At 66.0% G+C, this 16,814-nt stretch carries 18 protein-coding genes and 1 pseudogene; 10 read left to right on the top strand and 9 right to left on the bottom strand.

What is annotated here, in order from left to right; genetic code table 11:
• Positions 1-136: 136 nt before the first annotated feature.
• Complete coding sequence (locus ACZYVJ_RS05005) at positions 137-865, top strand: 3'(2'),5'-bisphosphate nucleotidase CysQ (protein ID WP_463830021.1); 729 nt, start codon at positions 137-139, stop codon at positions 863-865.
• Between the two features lie 386 nt (positions 866-1,251).
• Here ACZYVJ_RS05005 and ACZYVJ_RS05000 read toward each other — a convergent pair whose 3' ends face one another.
• Complete coding sequence (locus tag ACZYVJ_RS05000) at positions 1,252-1,878, bottom strand: TetR/AcrR family transcriptional regulator (RefSeq protein ID WP_463830020.1); 627 nt, start codon at positions 1,876-1,878, stop codon at positions 1,252-1,254.
• Positions 1,879-2,081: 203 nt separating this feature from the next.
• A complete protein-coding gene (locus ACZYVJ_RS04995) occupies positions 2,082-2,987 on the bottom strand; it encodes a haloalkane dehalogenase (protein WP_463830019.1) in 906 nt (301 codons plus the stop codon).
• Positions 2,988-3,099: 112 nt separating this feature from the next.
• Between ACZYVJ_RS04995 and ACZYVJ_RS04990 the strand changes: the two genes are divergently transcribed.
• Positions 3,100-3,828, top strand: a complete 729-nt coding sequence (locus ACZYVJ_RS04990) for a DUF2652 domain-containing protein (RefSeq protein WP_463830018.1) — start codon at positions 3,100-3,102, stop codon at positions 3,826-3,828.
• Positions 3,829-3,862: 34 nt separating this feature from the next.
• Here the strand turns inward: ACZYVJ_RS04990 and ACZYVJ_RS04985 are convergent, their stop codons facing one another.
• Positions 3,863-5,065, bottom strand: a complete 1,203-nt coding sequence (locus ACZYVJ_RS04985; protein ID WP_463830017.1) for a MalY/PatB family protein — start codon at positions 5,063-5,065, stop codon at positions 3,863-3,865.
• Positions 5,066-5,088: 23 nt separating this feature from the next.
• On the bottom strand, positions 5,089-6,186 hold the full coding sequence (locus tag ACZYVJ_RS04980) for an NAD(P)H-dependent amine dehydrogenase family protein (protein WP_463830016.1): 1,098 nt from the start codon (positions 6,184-6,186) through the stop codon (positions 5,089-5,091).
• Positions 6,187-6,435: 249 nt separating this feature from the next.
• On the opposite strand from ACZYVJ_RS04980, the gene ACZYVJ_RS04975 reads away from it, so the two are divergent.
• Genes ACZYVJ_RS04975 through ACZYVJ_RS04965 form a run of 3 tightly spaced genes read left to right on the top strand, consistent with a single transcriptional unit; the run spans position 6,436 to position 9,479 of the window.
• Complete coding sequence (locus tag ACZYVJ_RS04975) at positions 6,436-7,386, top strand: LLM class flavin-dependent oxidoreductase (RefSeq protein WP_463830015.1); 951 nt, start codon at positions 6,436-6,438, stop codon at positions 7,384-7,386.
• A gap of 11 nt (positions 7,387-7,397) precedes the next feature.
• A complete protein-coding gene (locus ACZYVJ_RS04970; RefSeq protein WP_463830014.1) occupies positions 7,398-8,459 on the top strand; it encodes an NAD(P)H-dependent amine dehydrogenase family protein in 1,062 nt (353 codons plus the stop codon).
• 45 nt (positions 8,460-8,504) lie between these two features.
• Positions 8,505-9,479 (top strand): LLM class flavin-dependent oxidoreductase, encoded by a 975-nt coding sequence (locus tag ACZYVJ_RS04965; protein WP_463830013.1) that lies wholly within the window; start codon positions 8,505-8,507, stop codon positions 9,477-9,479.
• A gap of 3 nt (positions 9,480-9,482) precedes the next feature.
• Here ACZYVJ_RS04965 and ACZYVJ_RS04960 read toward each other — a convergent pair.
• The 3 genes and pseudogenes from ACZYVJ_RS04960 to ACZYVJ_RS04950 form a co-directional block, all read right to left on the bottom strand.
• Positions 9,483-9,722: pseudogene (locus ACZYVJ_RS04960) on the bottom strand (ABC transporter substrate-binding protein); the annotation flags it as partial.
• Complete coding sequence (locus ACZYVJ_RS04955) at positions 9,721-9,864, bottom strand: hypothetical protein (protein ID WP_463830012.1); 144 nt, start codon at positions 9,862-9,864, stop codon at positions 9,721-9,723. The pseudogene ACZYVJ_RS04960 and the gene ACZYVJ_RS04955, both read right to left, overlap by 2 nt.
• Positions 9,865-9,876: 12 nt before the next feature.
• Positions 9,877-10,662, bottom strand: coding sequence for a spirocyclase AveC family protein (locus ACZYVJ_RS04950; RefSeq protein WP_463830011.1), 786 nt, complete (start codon positions 10,660-10,662; stop codon positions 9,877-9,879).
• A 226-nt stretch (positions 10,663-10,888) separates the two neighbouring features.
• Between ACZYVJ_RS04950 and ACZYVJ_RS04945 the strand changes: the two genes are divergently transcribed.
• A complete protein-coding gene (locus ACZYVJ_RS04945; RefSeq protein ID WP_463830010.1) occupies positions 10,889-11,539 on the top strand; it encodes a TetR/AcrR family transcriptional regulator in 651 nt (216 codons plus the stop codon).
• A gap of 15 nt (positions 11,540-11,554) precedes the next feature.
• Entirely contained in the window at positions 11,555-12,757 is a 1,203-nt protein-coding gene (locus tag ACZYVJ_RS04940) for a cytochrome P450 (protein ID WP_463830009.1), read from the top strand.
• A gap of 90 nt (positions 12,758-12,847) precedes the next feature.
• Here ACZYVJ_RS04940 and ACZYVJ_RS04935 read toward each other — a convergent pair whose 3' ends face one another.
• Together ACZYVJ_RS04935 and ACZYVJ_RS04930 are read right to left on the bottom strand one after the other, a co-directional pair.
• On the bottom strand, positions 12,848-13,837 hold the full coding sequence (locus ACZYVJ_RS04935; protein ID WP_463830008.1) for an alpha/beta fold hydrolase: 990 nt from the start codon (positions 13,835-13,837) through the stop codon (positions 12,848-12,850).
• A 42-nt stretch (positions 13,838-13,879) separates the two neighbouring features.
• On the bottom strand, positions 13,880-14,407 hold the full coding sequence (locus ACZYVJ_RS04930; protein WP_463830007.1) for a lipoprotein LpqH: 528 nt from the start codon (positions 14,405-14,407) through the stop codon (positions 13,880-13,882).
• Positions 14,408-14,535: 128 nt separating this feature from the next.
• Here ACZYVJ_RS04930 and ACZYVJ_RS04925 point away from each other — a divergent pair, with 128 nt between their 5' ends.
• From ACZYVJ_RS04925 to ACZYVJ_RS04915, 3 genes are read left to right on the top strand one after another with little or no spacing between them, the layout of a single operon-like run.
• The gene (locus ACZYVJ_RS04925) at positions 14,536-14,895 is read left to right on the top strand and encodes an ArsR/SmtB family transcription factor (RefSeq protein ID WP_463830006.1); all 360 of its coding nucleotides are present in this window, start codon (positions 14,536-14,538) and stop codon (positions 14,893-14,895) included.
• Positions 14,892-16,394 (top strand): ACR3 family arsenite efflux transporter, encoded by a 1,503-nt coding sequence (arsB, locus tag ACZYVJ_RS04920; protein ID WP_463830005.1) that lies wholly within the window; start codon positions 14,892-14,894, stop codon positions 16,392-16,394. Before ACZYVJ_RS04925 ends, arsB begins: the two co-directional genes overlap by 4 nt.
• Positions 16,395-16,396: 2 nt before the next feature.
• Positions 16,397-16,810: an ArsI/CadI family heavy metal resistance metalloenzyme gene (locus ACZYVJ_RS04915; protein WP_463830004.1), complete on the top strand. Its 414-nt coding sequence runs from the start codon at positions 16,397-16,399 to the stop codon at positions 16,808-16,810.
• Positions 16,811-16,814 lie beyond the last annotated feature (4 nt).

Genomic DNA, 16,814 nt, shown 5'->3' with positions numbered 1-16,814 from the left:
CGGGACGTTGGCGCTGCCGCTCACGGTCACCAGATTACGGGTGAAACTTTTCCGCTGGGGTGGTGCCCGCTGACGTGTATGACAGGGTAAAGTTGGTCATCGCTACCAACATATTAAGGATTCCGTGGAACTGCCGATGAATGACCATGATCTGGCCGCACGGTTGGCCACCGAGGCCGGTCGGCTATTGCTCGGGGTTCGGGAAGAGTTCGCCGACGCGGAAGCGAGCGATCGGAAAGCCGCGGGGGACAAGCGATCCCACGACTTTTTGATGGAGGCGCTCACGGCCGAGCGGCCCGGTGATGCGGTGCTGTCCGAAGAGGGCGCCGACGACCCGGTGCGATTGCGCTCGGACCGCGTCTGGATCGTCGATCCGCTGGACGGCACGCGGGAATTCTCCGAGCTGGGACGCGACGACTGGGCGGTGCATGTCGCACTGTGGGAGGCCGGTGAGTTGGTCGCCGGCGCCGTGGCGCTACCGGCCCAGGGCATCACGCTGGCGACTCCCGAGATGGACTCGCCTCCCGCCGCGCCGGGCAAGCCGCGCATCGTGGTGTCGCGCACCCGTCCGCCCGCCATCGCTCTGAATGTCAAGGATGCGCTGGACGGCGTCCTGGTGGAAATGGGCTCGGCCGGAGCCAAAGTCGCCTCGATCGTCCAAGGACTCTCAGACGTGTACGTGCATGCCGGCGGCCAGTTCGAATGGGATTCCGCCGCGCCGGTGGCGGTGGCACGCGCCGCCGGGCTGCACACGTCTCGCATTGACGGGTCGGCGCTGGCCTACAACCAACCCGACCCGAAGCTGCCCGATCTCGTGGTCTGCCGGCCCGAACTGGCGGAAGCTGTACTCGCGGTTACCCGCTGACGTCACCGCCCGGTCCAGCGGGTCTCATCGGTCTGTGTGTGCCGCCGCATGAGGCCTCGACTCATCCTCATGAGGCGGCGACAGCCACATATTACACCGTTTGTAACGCTGTATTATCGTCTTTTCGGGAAATGGACCAGCATTGATTCGCGGAAACGACTGGATTGCGCGATAACTCAGCGGTCGACGGGAAACCGGTCGTGATCGCGCATGCACGCGCCGAGCAGCTCATCGATACGTGTGATCCAGTATTCCGCAACCGTTTTCACGTCCACATGGTGGACGCTCACGCGCATGCTGTTGAGAATTGGAATGAACTGCGAGCAGCCGGCCAAAGCCGTCGTCGCCGTCGGCGACGCGCCGCGTGAACTGACCTGAAACTGCGGCTAGCGAGGTTTCCGGCCGGCCTTGCAGGGCGGTGTCATCACCACCGGTCCGATCCAGTGCCGCAGCATCGCCCGCAGCTCGCTCGCGGTACGCGGCGGGTGTGGCGGGACCAGCACCATGGACTGAATGATGCGCAGCAGATACTCGACCAGATCGTCGAAGTCACTACCGCGATACCCCAGCGCGTCCCAGTCGATGCCGGTGTGCTGCAACAGAATTCGGGAACGCGCGATCGATTCGCCCATCACCATCTGCCGACTCAGCAGCCGGGTCAGGTCGGTTTCCAGCAACGACGTCAACAGGGGTTCCTGAGGCAGCCGCTCGACCAGGTAGGCGACCGCCTCGACGAGCAGATCCACCGGGTCGTCGATGCCCGACGTCAGATCGGCGATCCGGGCGGTCCACCCGCCCAGGGCGACGTCGCCGGCGGCCGTCACGAGTTCGTCGATCGTGGCGAAATAGCGATAGACCGTGGGACGGGTGATGCCCAGGTCGCCGGCGATGATGGACAGGCTCGTTCCCTTGGGACCCCGGCGCTCCATGCTGTGGATGGCCGCATCGACGATGCGCTTGCGCGCCTCCTCGTCATCGGCTGGAGGCGCGCCGCCCCACCCTTTCCTGCCCATGCGAAAAGACCTCACCCCGTTCAACGCATTTAGCCACCAACCATACAGCGAGCCGCGCATTGTCAAATCGGTCCGGCCGCGGCCCAACGCCTTTGACTACGGGGCGCGGCCGCGCCGTCCAAGCCCGGCCCGGCGCTCGACTAAGTGCGTCGCGGCGATTATGCGTGGGGTCGTACGGGTGGTCAACACCCGCTGACGGGCGCTCAAAGCCAGGCCTGCTGCCAAGACTGGATGCGTTCGGCCAGTTCGGGTCCGCGGTCCTCTTGAATGAAGTGGCTGGCATTGATGCGGGCGTGTGGCTGGCCCGCGGCGCCGGGGATGTGCTTGATCAGGGCGCTGTCCGCCTTACCGAGGATGGGATCGCGGGCTCCGAAGATGGCCAGGAAGGGCTTTTCCCAGCGGCCGAGCGCATCCCACGCTTTCCTATTGGCCGGAATCGCCGGATCGGTGGGTGAGGTGGGCACCAGCTGAGGAAACGCGCGGGCCCCGGCCTGATAGGTCTTGTCGGGGAACGGCGCGTCGTAGCCCGCCCGGACTTTCGCCGGCACCCGGCGAACGGTTCCGGCGCTGACGATGCGGCCGGCGGGCAGGACGGGGGAGTAGTGCGCGAAGGCGCGCCACGCGTAGAAGGCCGGCGGGGTGCGCCGTTGCGCCGTCGGGAGGAAACCATTGGCCACCACCAGCCGCCCGACCCGGTCGGACTGCTCGGCGGCGATGCGCAGCCCGATCAGCGATCCCCAGTCCTGCACGAACAGCGTGACGTCCCTGAGGTTGAGGTGCTCGAACCACGAGATCACCCACTCCACGTGGCGCTGGTAGGTGTAATCCTCGACCCGACTGGGCTTGTCCGAACGGCCGAAACCGATCAGATCCGGCGCGAGCACGCGGTTCCCGGCGTCGGTCAGGGGCGGAATCATTGTGCGGTAGAGATAGCTCCACGTGGGCTCGCCGTGCAGCAGAACGATCGGCGGCCCTTCGATCGTGCCCTCATCGAGGTAGTGCATGCGAAGCGGCCGGGTGTCGCTTGCGGTTACGTCAAGGTAGTGCCCGACGAACGGGTAATCCTCCAGGTTTTCGAATCGGAAGTCCGGGGTTCGCAGCACATGCATATCAGCTCCTCCGGTGAACCCAACACCTCTGCTAGCCTCTCGCGCCGGCGCGAATTCGTCCAGTAGCAGATTCATTGAGCTGGGCCCCAATGCCTACTAAACTGGCTTGTTCATGGCAATTCGGCGCGCGGTTCTGCTCATAGCCGACATCGGCGGGTACACGCATTACATGCAGTGGAACCGGATGCACCTTGCCCACGCCCAGCTGACCGTTGCAGGCTTGCTGGAGGCTGTCATCAACGCGGGCAAGGGTTTGAAGCTGGCCAAGCTCGAGGGCGACGCGGCGTTCTTCTGGGCCCCGGACAGCCACGCCAAAGAGGTGGTGTGCGACCGCCTGTCACGGATGCGCGCGTCGTTCCTGGCGCGGCGCGAGCGGATGAAAGCTGACATCGCCTGCGAGTGCGCGAGTTGCGAACAGCTGGACAAACTGTCACTCAAATTCGTCGTGCACGTGGGCGAGGTGGCGGATCAGAAGGTGAAACGACACGTCGAGCTGGCCGGCTTCGACGTCATTCTGGTACACCGAATGCTGAAAAACATGGTGCCGGTTGCCGAATACGTGCTGATGACCGATCCCGTCGCGGCATGCCTCGACCAGCCTATGCGCGAGCTTTGCATGCCGTTGGTGCACGTCTTCGACGGCATCGGAGAAACGCCGACGCACTACATCGACCTTTCGACGGTGCAGGTTCCCGTCGCGGCGCCGCGGCGCAGCTTTTTCCGCCGGCTCGGCGCGACGACGAGGTTCGAAATCGACAGCCTGCCCTTCACGCTCGGCATGAAGGAGCCCGCCCAGGGGTTCCGCAACTTGGGCCGGGGCGCCGAAGAAGTCTCCGCGTAGCCGAAAATCCCTGTGGCGCAGCGCCGGTCCACGATCAAGCGTCGGCCAGGGCCCGTCCCATTCGCGAGACCGCCTCGGCGAGAATGGCTCGCGAGGTGGCGAAGTTCAATCGCACGTGTCCGGTGCCGCCGGTGCCGAACACGTGGCCGGAGCTGAGCGCCACCCGGGCGTGATCGAGGAACCAGCGTGCCGGCCCGGACAGATCGGCAACCACGGCAAGGCCATCCGTGCCTGCTTCGTCGAAGCCCAGCTTCCGGCAATCCAGCCACGCCAGGTAAGTGCCTTGCGGCCATTGGTATTTCACGCCGGGGAGGTGCTCGGCGACCAACTCGCCCAGCAGTGTCCGATTCTCGTCCAGACCCTGCAGGGTCGCGTCGAGCCAGTCGCCGCCACTCCGAAACGCCTCGGCGTGGGCGATGACGCCGAGGTGACTGGGTCCGTGGCTGACCTCCTCCGGCATCCGGTTCAGGTCGGCGGCCGCCTCGGGTCCGGCGATGGCCAGCGCGGCTTTCAAGCCGGACAGATTCCAGGCCTTCGACGCCGACGTCAGGGCGAAGGCGTTCTCGGCGCCCGGGACGGTGAGGAAGGGAGTGAACCGCGATCCCGGCAGAATGACGGGGGCGTGAATCTCATCGGACACCACCCGCACGCCGAACCGCCGGGAGAGCTCGGCGACCGCACGCAGTTCGTCGGCGGTGTGCACCGATCCGGTCGGGTTGTGCGGATTGCACAGCAGGTACGCGACCTTCGCGTCGTTTCCGGCGCCTGCGCGAGCCCGAACGAAGGCATTCTCCAAGGCGTTCAAGTCAATTCGCCCATCGGCGAGGGGCGCCTCGATGACGCGGCGTCCGTCGTGCGCGACGAATGCGTAGAACGGCGCATAGACCGGCGGGTTGACCACGACGGCGTCGCCGCGATCGGTGAGCAGGCGCAACACCTCGAGGACACCGAGCATGACGTCGGGAACCAGCGCGGTGCGGCTCACTTCCAGGTCGTGCCACTGCCAGCGCCGCGCCGCGAATTGGCTGACCGCCTCCGCCAGCGCGGTCCCGCAGGGGTACCCGGTGTCGCCGTTGTCGATGGCCTTCCGCAGCGCATCGGCCACCGTCGGTGCCAGGTTGACGTCCATCTCGGCGACCCACAGCGGCAGGACGTCGGCGGGGTGCGCGCCCCATTTCATGCTGGTGCGGACCCGCAGTTGCTGCAGCGTCAATTCCTCGAGCGGATTAACCGTCACGCCCGCAGAGTAACCGGCGCGACCTACCCCCCGACAAACGCTTTCTGCGGGATGGTCAGCGGAAGGTCCACCGAGCTCAGCAATCCCGGCTGGGCGGCAACGACATACGGCACGGCGTTGACGACGCGCATCGCGGTGGCGACCATGGCGCCCGCCCCGGAGGTCATCCCGCCGATGCCGGCCTTGGCGGGATCCTTCAGCGTCGCGGCCAGCGTGCAGTCGATGTCCGGATCGCCGGAAATCATGACGCGGTAGGACAAATCGCCGATCCCGGTGGGCCAGTCGGGGGCGACGTCGTGCGCGAGCCGGGTGACGTGCTCGATGACGATGGCTTCCCGGCCGTCGACCACGCCGATCGCCTGCATGCGCAGCGCGCCGCACGTCCCGGCCTCGACGGTGCCCATCGCGACCTCCAGCGTCCGGTTGGTGACGGCGCGGTCGAGACCCTCGCGCACTTCCTGGACTTCGACGCCCAACGCGTCTGCGATCAACCGGATCTGCCCCTGCCATTCGCCGGCGATGGCGCCCGGGTAGCCGATCCAGGGCTGGTAGTCGAGCGGACGGCCGAAGCCCAGCGCGTCGCTCATGATGTCGGGAACCCCGTAGTCGTCGTACAGGCCGATCTCGAAGGAGTGGATCTTGTCGATCGACGACGACTGGGTGGACAGCACCAGCGGCAGGTAGTCGGCGGCGAAGCCCGGCTCGATCCCGGAGGCGTACAGCGACACCTGGCCCTGCTTGGCCGCGGCGACCAGCTGGTCGCGCCACTCGACGGGCTCGTAAGCGTGCGGGTTGACCAATCGGGTGGTGCTGGTGGTCACGACGTTGATCCCGGCTTCGAGCAGCTTGACGTAATCCGGGATGGCCAGCGCGTCCCGCTCCGGACCGCTGGCCGCATAGATGACGCAGTCGGGCTTGAGCGCGATCAGCGCGTCGGCGTCGTTGGTGGCCTTCAGACCGATAGGCTCGCCGCCGGCCAGCTCGCCCGCGTCCTTGCCGACCTTGTCTTCCGAGTGCACCCACACGCCGACCAGGTCCAGATTGGGGCGCCGCGGAATAGCGCGGATGGCGATCGAACCGATGCCACCTGTCGCCCACACCACCACTCGATGAGCCGTCATTTGTACCTCCTCAGGCGCGTGCGCTCTGAAAGCTGAGGCGGCCGTTGCCCTTACGCCGACAGTCACCCAATGTTCGACTCGGAAGCTAACAGCCGCTATGCCGCACGGTCAAGGGTTTAAGAGAGTAAGTACTATCCTAATGAACAAATCTTAGGTTAATCTGCGGGGTGTGAGGGTAGACCGGCGTTTTGCCTGCCTCCGAGCGACACTTCACGCCCGCGGCTGCTGATGTTCACGCTCAGGTTCGACATGCGCGCCCCTGGCGGGGGCGCAGCCGCCACCGATCTGTACGCCGCGGCCATCGACATGTGCGACTGGGCTGAAACGCGGGGCGCCGTGCTGGCGGTGCTCTCCGAGCACCACGGTGCCGACGACGGTCATCTGCCGGTACCGCTCACCTTGGCGTCGGCGATAGCGGCCAGGACGCGCACGTTGGCGATCCTGCTGGCCGCGGTGCCGATTCCGTTGTGGGATCCCGTCCGGCTCGCCGAGGAGATCAGCGTGCTGGACCTGATAAGCCGCGGACGGGTGTCCTACGCGTTCGGGGTGGGGCATCGACGCGAGGAATACGAGCACTTCGGTATCGACATGAGCACGCGCGGTCGCGCGGCCGACGAGATGCTCGACGTCCTTGGGCCGCTGGTGCGCGGTGAGCCCGTCGAGTATCGCGGGCGCACGGTCCGCGTCACCCCGCCGTGCGGCTCGCCCAACGGGCCGATGGTGCTGATTGCCGGCGGCAGCAAGGCCGCGGCGCGGCGGGCCGGCCGCCACGGGCTGGGGTTCATCTCGCAGACCGCGTCGCCCGGCTTGAAGGAGTACTACGAGGAGCAATGCCGCGCGCACGGGCACCAACCCGGAATCATCCAGTTTCCCCAACCAGGCGCTCCGACAGCGGTTTTCGTGGCGGACGACGTCGACGAGGCCTGGGATCAGCTGGGGCCACACCTGCTGCACGACGCGAAAACGGCGGCGTCCTACCGGCCGCACGACGAGTCGGTAGCCAGCATCACCCGCGCGGACAGCGTGGCGGAGCTGCGGGAGGGTGGCGGCCCGTACCGCATCTTCACCCCCGGGGAGGCGGTCGATTGCGTGCGCGGTGGGCAGCTGCTGCCATTGCACCCGCTGTGCGGCGGCGTCGCACCGGACGTGGCGTGGCCCTATCTCGAGCGTGCCGCGGCCGCCTTTGCCCACGACCAGTGAGGAGAGTGCCTATGCGTGTCGTCGTATGGTCGACCGGGGGAGTCGGCTCGAATGCGATCGATGCCCTCCGGCGACGGCCGGACCTGGAACTCGTTGGCGTGTGGGTACATTCACCCGACAAGGTCGGCAAGGACGCCGGCGAGCTTGCCGGTGGGGAGCCGGTGGGCGTCACTGCCACCGACGACGCCGAGGCGCTGATCGGACTCAAGCCCGATTGCGTGGTCTACGCCGCCAGCGGCCCCGACCGCGATGGTGCGGCCGTGCCCGACTACGTGCGCCTGCTAGCGGCGGGCATCAACGTGGTGTCGACGTCGTCGACGAGCCTGGTGTACCCGCCGTCCTATTTCGCGCCCAACTGGCGCGACGAGCTGGACGCGGCGGCCACCGCCGGCGGCGCGTCGTTCTACGCATCGGGCATCTTCCCCGGCTTCGCTTCCGATCAGCTGGCGCTGCTCATGACGACCCAGTCCAAGAGCATCCGCCGGATCACGGCCAGCGAGGTAGCGCTCAACGATCACTACCCGGTGGCCGACGTGATGATGGACGGGATGGGCTTTGGCCGGCCGCTGGATTTCGAGCCGATGCTGAAGACGCCCGGGTTCATCGAAATGGCTTGGAAAGCACCGATCTACCTCATGGCGGAGGGGCTCGGTGTCGAGGTGCAGGAAATGCGCGGTTCGCTCGACCGGGAGCTGACGGACCGCGACATCGAGGTGGCTTTCGGCACCGTCAAAGCAGGCACCTGCGGCGCCGTGCGGACCCGGGCGGCGGGGGTGGTCAACGGCCGCGAGGCCATCGTGATCGAGCATGTCATCCGGATGGCCCGCGACGTCGCGCCCGATTGGCCCACCTCGGACTGCGACGCCACCTATCGAGTCGACATCGAAGGAGATCCCGACATCCACTGCGAGATGACACTGGGCGAGAGTGCGGGTCACGGGGCGGGGCGAGCCGCGATGGCGTCCACGGCGATGCGCGTCGTCAACGCGATCCCGTATGTCGTCGACGCGCCCCCGGGCCTGCTGAGCTCGCTGGATCTCCCGACCACGTTGCCGCTTTACGCCTTCGACTGAACGTGTAACGTACGTCGCAAAGATTAGGGCAGCTAGGAGTTCGCCGTGTACACACTACGCTTCGACATGCGCGATCCCGAATGGGCCGCGCCCCCAGCCGATCTGTACGCCGCGGCGCCCGAAATGTCCGCGTGGGCCGAGGAACACGGTGGTCTGGCCGCCGTCTTGTGCGAACACCACGGCTCCGAGGACGGTTACCTGCCGTCCCCGTTCTTGCTGGCCTCGGCGGTGGCCGCGCGGACGCAGCGGCTGGCGCTGAGCCTGATCCTCATCCTGCCGTTCTATGAAACCGTGCGGCTCGCCGAGGACATGGCGGTGCTCGACATCATCAGCAACGGGCGGGCCTCCTACATCCTGGCCCTGGGCTATCGGCCCGAGGAGTTCGAGCACTTCGGCTTGCCGATCAAGAGGCGCGGTCGCCTCTGCGACGAGAAACTTGCGCTGTTGCGGCGACTGCTTGCCGGGGAAACCGTCGTCGAAGACGGACGGCGGATCAGCGTGACGCCCCGCCCGCTGACTCCCGGCGGACCGGGACTGATGTGGGGTGGGGGAACGGTCGCCGCGGCCCGACGGGCCGGCCGGTACGGCCTGGGCATGCTGGGTAACGCCAACGCGCCGGGCATGCAGGAGGCCTACGAGGACGCGTGCCGCGAGCACGGGCATACGCCCGGGCCGACGATGTTCCCCGACCGCAACACGCCCTCGGTCGTGTTCGTCGCCGAGGACGTGGATCAAGCGTGGAAAGAGATCGGCGAGCATCTGCTGCACGACGTGCGCACCTACGCCGCGTGGAATCCCGGGGACGAGACGACGGCGGGCTTCAGCCACGTCAACACCATCGACGAGCTGCGTGAGACGGGGACGTCACACGTGATTATCTCGGTGCCGGAAGCGATTTCGCGGGTGAAAGCCGGCCAGGTGCTGAATCTGTCACCGCTGTGCGGCGGGCTGCCGCCCGACATCGCCTGGCCGTACCTCAAGCGCGTCGGCGAAGTGGTGCTGCCCGAGGCTCTCGGCTGACCGCTACTCCTCGCCGACCCGATCGACGAGGTGCGAGTTGACCCCGTCGGCATCCAGTCGCCGCGCCACCAGGTAGCCCGCACCCATCCAGGCGCGGTGAGACCAGTTGCCGAACGACACCCGGGTTCCCGGGGCGCCTGATGCGGCCGGCATCATCTTGACGCGTTCGAGCGCCTCCTTCACGGCGCGCGGGCCCAACGGGTGGGCGTCGGTGAGCGCGCGCAGCAGCGTGGGCGATCGATCAACCCTTGCTCGACGCCTTCTTGAAGACCAGATCGAAGGGTTGCGTCAGGTCCTCGAAGTATGTTTGCGGAAAGCCCTCCGGCAGTAGGAGGTCCATCAGGTAGCCGATCTTGATCGGCTCGGCGGTACTCTCGTAGCCCATGTGATCGCTGCCTTATCTGGGTTGGTTGGGGACGCCGGGATACAGCTGCTCCGTCGGTCCTGCGGTGACGTAGCCGCCCAACTTCGTAATCAGGTGCGGCGCAAAGACGGCGCCGTACACGAGGTGTCCGACGACGATGACGGCCACGATGGAGAGCACGGCAGACTGGCCGCGGCTCTTCGACCTCTTGTCCGCCCACATCTCGATGACGTTTCGCCCTTCGGCATCGGTGCGTCCGAGCAGATACGTGAACAGCATCATCTGGATGCCCATGGCCAGCGAGTCGTACAGCGGGTACTGGTGCTTGGTGCCCTCGAAGATCGCGAGGCCGGGAATCACGTAGCCGTAATAGAAGTTGCCGAGCTGGGCCCCGGTGTAGGCGTTGAAGAACAATGCCCAGCAGATACCGACGACGAGGCCGACCACGAGCAGGGTAATCGGTCTGCGCCAGTTGAACTTTGCGCTCAGCCAGCGCCCGAGGGCGGCCCCGGTCACAGCGGGAATGATGAAGTAGGAGACGTAGCCGATCGGTACCGCTAACGGCAACCCGCCCCATGTCACGTTCAGCGGCCACCAGGACGGCATCCGAGGCAGCCCGGGCGGAAACTGTGCGTACATCGCCCAGTCGTAGGGTGACTCGATCCAGGAGAACGAGATCGCCGAAATGGCGAGAAGCAAAAGTGGGTGAATGCGGCGGCGCCGGTAGCTCAGGTAGATCCCCGCGATCAGGAAGGCGATGCTCGCGGCGTAGGAGAAGTACTGAGCGCCGGCCATCACGGGCGTCATTTGGGTGTTCACTGGCGGTCCGCGTCGCTCGGCGCGCGCCGCGCCTCGGGATCGAAGCGGAGTACCAGCCCGAATATCAGGACGATCAGGCCGAACAGCGTGCCGAGCATGATGACAGCGCCCACGGTGCCACCCTTCCGATGGTTTCGCCTTTAAGGTAGTGGATACTATCCTATGGGGATAGCGGATACTATCCCCAAGGTGGTCGCCCCAAGGCCGTTCGGAGGAGTGGAGATCGGTGCCCCAGCGAGCAATTAAGCAGCCGACGCCGACGACGGTGGCGCGTCGGCCCCGTGGCGAGCCGCGCCGGCTTCTGCTCGACGCTGCCCGGGAGCTCTTCGCCGGGCAGGACTATCGCAGCACCACGACGCGTGAAATCGCCCAGGCCGCCGGGGTCACCGAACATCTGCTCTTCCGCAACTTCGGTTCGAAGGCCGCGCTGTTCCGCGAGGCGCTCGTCGTGCCCTTCGTGAGCTTCGTCGACGAATTCGGCCGGACCTGGCAGTCGGTGATTCCCGAGGAGACCGACGAGCAGGAGCTGGCCCGGCTTTTCGTGTCGCAACTCTACGACGTGTTCGTCGAACACCAGGGCCTGCTGTTGACGTTGATGGCCGCCGAAAATCTGAGCGACGAGGAGAAGGTGGACGCCGGCATCGCCGAGATCCGCAGGGCGGTCACGGTGCTGGGCCAAATCAGCGTCGAGGGCATGCAATTGCGGGGGTTGCGTTCTGACCACCCGGACCTGCCGGCCCACTCGACAGTCTCGATGATCGCGGGCATGGCCGCACTGCGTTCGACCTACTTCGGGAACAATCCACCGCCCCGGGAGGTGATCGTTGAGGAACTCGTTCAAGCCCTCTTGCATGGCTTCTTGCACCGCAACGACTGAGTTAGGGATCCGACTATGACAACCCCCAGCGCCGTTGAGTTGTATTACGACCCATTCGATGTCGAGATCGACTCGAATCCATATCCGGTGTGGAAGCGGATGCGCGAAGAAGCGCCGTTGTATTACAACGAGAAGTACAACTTCTTCGCTCTGAGCCGATACGACGACGTGGTGCGCGAACTGCCGAACTGGGAGACTTACCGCTCCGGCAAGGGCACCACCGCGGACATTCTGTTCGCGAACATCGAAGTGCCCCCGGGCATTCTGCTGTTCGAGGATCCACCATTGCATGATCTGCATCGCAAACTGCTGTCCCGCGTCTTCACGCCCCGGCGGATGCTGGCGGTCGAGGACCTGGTGCGTGGGTTCTGTGTCCGCGAGCTCGACCCGCTGGTCGGCGGGAGCGGCTTCGATTTCATCGCGGACCTGGGCGCGATGATGCCGATGAGGACCATCGGATACTTGTTGGGTATTCCCGAGGCCGATCAAGAAAAGATCCGGGACCGCAGCGTCGCCAACATCGAATTGTCCAGGGACAGCGACCCGGCCGCGGTCGATGCGAACGTCTTCGCGAATTCCATCGCCCTGTTCGCCGAGTACATCGAATGGCGGGCCAGTCATCCCTCCGATGACCTCATGACCGAGCTGTTGCGGGCCGAGATCGACGAGCCGGACGGGACGCGGCGCCCGCTGACGCGGACCGAGGTGTTGGCCTACACCGCGATGATCGCCGGGGCCGGCAACGAAACCACGGCTCGCTTAATCGGTTTCATGGGCCAACTGTTGTCGGATCACCCGGACCAACGCCGCGAACTCGTCGCGGACCCGTCGCTGATCCCCGGCGCGATCGAGGAGACGCTGCGGTACGAGCCGCCGTCACCGGTGCAGGCCCGCTACGTCGCGCGCGAGGCCGAGCACTATGGCCGCAAGGTGCCCGAGGGGGCATTCATGCTGCTGCTGAACGCCTCGGCCAATCGGGACGAAAGCCACTTCCCGGACGCGGATCGCTACGACATCCACCGCCGGGGAAGCCATCTCAGCTTCGGGCAGGGTCTGCATTTCTGCCTGGGCTCGGCGCTGGCGCGGCTCGAGGCGCGGGTGGCCTTCGAAGAGGTCTTGAAGCGCTGGCCCGACTGGGAAGTCGACTATGCGAACGCCCAACGGGCGCACACCGCGAGCGTGCGCGGCTGGGCGCGCCTGCCCGTCGTCACCGCCTGAAGCCGGGGGGCGGCGGGTTTCGCTCGACTGTGCGGCCCGCCGCACAGTCGAGCTCGAACGTGCGGCCAGCCGCACAGTCGGCCGAGAAGACTAGGCGTCGCTCTTGTCCACCAAGACCGCACCGTCGGGCTGATTTCCCAACGTCTGCAACGGAATATCGTCGCCCTGGGCGGTGAGGCGCACGATCTGGGCTAGTTGCCCGGGCGCGTCGCACTGCAGATAGTGGTCGGCTCCGGGCACCACCCAGTAGCGGTTGCGGCCCGGTTTGTTCTTCAGATACGTCTGCCAGACGTGGTTGGGGACTCGCAACGGTGCCACGTTGTCGTGGACGCCCCATACCACCGTCGTGTTGACGTGGCTGGTGGAAAGGGCTTCCAGCCAACCGGTTTCGTCGGCCGCCCGCTCGTGTAGGTATTGGATGGTGTCGGGCAGCACGCGGACGCCGTCGTTGTGGGCGAAGCTTCTGGCCAGCGCGGCGATCTCCGGATCTTCCAGAGTGCGTCGCGGCATGAACGTGCTCGCGCCCATGCCGGCGGCCAGCATCTCCGGCGTCGTGGCCACCGCGGTGGCCCGCGCGGTCGCGGGGTCGAGCAGCGCGGTCTGAAAGGCGGTGAGGTTGGAAAGCGGAAGGTAGATGTTGGCGTTGGTCACAATCAGGTCGACGGGTGCGGCCGGCGGGTCCTGCGCGGCCAGCATGCCCACCGCGATCATGCCGACGCTGCTGCCGCGGTCGTGGGTGAGCATGCGGTATTGGGTGAGCCCCCACACCTGAGTGATCGCGTGGACGAGCAGGCGCGCGTCGTCGTAGAGCGAGTACACGTAGGGCTCGGGTGGTTTGTCGGAGAGTCCGTAGCCGGGAAAGTCCAGCAGGTAGATGTCGAACTCCGCGCTCAGTTCATTCGTCAAGGCGAAATAGTCGATGCTGCTGGTGGGAAAGCCATGCACCAACACCAATGCGGGTGCGCCGGGAGTGCCGCACCGGCGACTGAACACCGCGACCTCTTGCCCGTCGTTGGCGGCGGTTGTCGAGCGCCAACGAAGCTCGGTGCCGCCGGCTTGCCACTGCTCGAAGATGTCCAAGCTGTCAGCATCGCAGAGGTGGTCGCGGCAGACAATACGCGCTTACGGGCACGTCACGTGGACGCCGAAAGTCACATCCCGCAAGCCACTTTGGCCGGGCGTGGTCGCCTGGCCGGTCCCGGTGACCGTGTAGCTCTTGCCGTCCTTGGTGGCTTGGACCTGATTCGGTGATTTGGTTCCCTGATAAGGCAATTGGTACAGGCCGCTGTCCAGCTTGAGCGAGATGGCGAAGCCGTCGATGTTGGGCGGCTGCTCGTCGGAGACGGCCAGGGACACCGATGCGGAATCGTCGTGCACGCTGATCCGGGTGGTGAGGTCACCCGATTCCGGGGGAGACGCGCTCGGCTGCGCCGCCGAGCGGGTGCAGTCCACCGCGGCGATCATCGTGTGCTTGTTCCCATCGATCATGACGGTCGTGCTTGCCAACGGCGGGCCCGAACTCGGGGCGGCGGCCGGGCGATCCCCCTTGCTGGAACAGGCAGGCAGGCCGGCCGCCAACGCAACCAGGCCGAGTGCGGCGCCCGCGCGAACGACCCACCGCTGGCTGCGGCGATTGCCGGTATTGGTCATGGCACCCCCTTGAGCTAGGTCGTCACGAGGACTATAGGTCCCGTTCGTTTCCCACGCCTGACTAAAGCCGGAGCACGCGAAAAACTCCACCGCTGGCGAGTTGATTCGATAAGTGCTTATATAGATGGATGTCGAATCAGTCGTTAACGGAGTGTTGCCCGGCGTTGGGGGCGGCCGCGTTGGCCGAGCCGCAAGCCGCTGAGCTGGCGACGATGTTCAAGGCGCTCAGCGATCCGGTGCGGTTGCGACTGCTGAGCCTGGTCGCCAGCCACCCCGGCGGCCAGGCCTGCGTGTGCGAGATCTCCCAGACATTCGACGTGTCGCAGCCGACGATCTCCCACCATCTGAAGACTCTGCGCTCGGCGGGGCTGTTGGACTGCGAACGGCGTGGCACGTGGGTGTACTACTGGGTGGTTCCTGCTGCATTGCAACAACTTTCGTCGGTGTTGAGCGTCAATGACCGCCTGACCGCGGAATGTGGATCATGAACTCGATCGACACGGCGGTGGGCGCCCGGCTTTCAACGTTGGATCGGTTCCTGCCGGGATGGATCGCGATCGCCATGGTCGCGGGGCTGCTGCTCGGCCGGTTGGTGCCCGGCGTGGGGCGGGCGGTCAGCGCCGTTGAGGTCGACGGCATCTCGTTGCCCATCGCGATCGGCCTGCTGGTGATGATGTACCCGGTGCTGGCCAAAGTGCGCTACGACCAGCTCGACAGCGTCACCGGCGACCGCAAGCTCATGGTGGCGTCGGTGGTGCTGAACTGGCTGGTCGGACCCGCGGTGATGTTCGCGCTGGCCTGGCTGATGCTGCCGGATCTGCCGGAATACCGCACCGGGCTGATCATCGTGGGTTTGGCACGCTGCATCGCCATGGTCATCATCTGGAACGACCTCGCGTGCGGGGACCGCGAAGCCGCCGCCGTACTGGTCGCGCTGAATTCGATCTTCCAGGTCGTCATGTTCGCCGCCCTGGGCTGGTTCTACCTGGCGGTGCTGCCCGGTTGGCTGGGGTTGAGCACGACCGGCATCGACGTATCGGCCTGGCAGATCGCGAAATCCGTGCTCATCTTCCTGGGCATCCCGCTGCTTGCCGGATACTTGTCGCGGCGCCTCGGTGAACGCGCCAGAGGCCGCGACTGGTACGAGAGTCGCTTCCTGCCCCGGATCGGGCCGTGGGCCCTATACGGGTTGCTGTTCACCATCGTCATCCTCTTCGCGCTGCAAGGTCATCAGATCACCTCCCGGCCTTGGGATGTGGCACGGATCGCGCTGCCGCTGCTGGTGTATTTCGCGATCATGTGGGCCGGGGGATACGGGTTGGGAATTGTCCTGCGACTCGGATACGCCCGCACCACCACCTTGGCGTTCACCGCCGCCGGCAACAACTTTGAACTCGCGATCGCGGTGGCGATCGCCACCTACGGCGCGGCGTCCGGCCAGGCGTTGGCCGGTGTGGTGGGACCGCTTATCGAAGTCCCGGTTCTGGTCGCGCTGGTCTACGTCTCGCTGGCGTTGCGGCCGCGGCTCTTTGGTGACGCCGGCTCGGCCGGCGCCGGGAGACCCAGTGTGCTGTTCGTCTGCGTGCACAACGCCGGTCGCTCGCAGATGGCCGCTGCATTGCTGAACCATCTTGCCGGCGACCACATCGAAGTCCGCTCGGCCGGAACGGAGCCCGCCGATCAGATCAATCCGGCCGCGGTGGCGGTGATGGCCGAGTGGGGGATCGACATCACCGACGTCCCGAAAGTTCTCACCGCCGACGCGGTGCAGAGCAGTGACGTCGTGATCACGATGGGCTGCGGCGATACCTGCCCGTATTTCCCGGGCGTCTCGTACCGAGATTGGCCGCTGCGCGATCCCGTTGGTCAGCCCGTGGAGACGGTGCGGGCAATTCGCGAGGACATCGCCGGGCATGTCCGGGCACTCATCGAGGAACTGCTCGGGACTACGAAGACGATGCAGGAAACCGGCAGCAAAGGAGGGTAACCATGTCGCGTGTTCAACTCGCCCTCAACGTCGACAACATCGACGAGGCAATCACGTTCTACGCCAAGCTTTTCGGCGTCGAACCGGCCAAGGTCAAGCCCGGCTACGCCAACTTCGCTGTCGACGAGCCGCCGCTGAAATTGGTATTGCTGGAGAACCCCGGCCACGGCGGGACCCTGAACCACCTCGGCGTCGAGGTTGGCTCCAGCGACACCGTGCACAACGAAAGCCAACGGCTCGCCGGGGCGGGTCTGCTGACCGACGACGAGATCGACACGACGTGTTGCTTCGCCACCCAGGACAAAGTCTGGGTCAGCGGTCCGGGCGGTGAACGTTGGGAAATCTACACGGTGAAGGCCGATTCCGAGACGTTCGGACCTGACGACCAATCGGAGTGCACCTGCTGCGCCTCGTAGGCGG

It is taken from the genome of Mycobacterium sp. IDUB_3, assembly GCF_055419585.1.
Note: the sequence above shows the minus strand (reverse complement) of the source record. Positions and strands in the feature narration are given on the sequence as shown.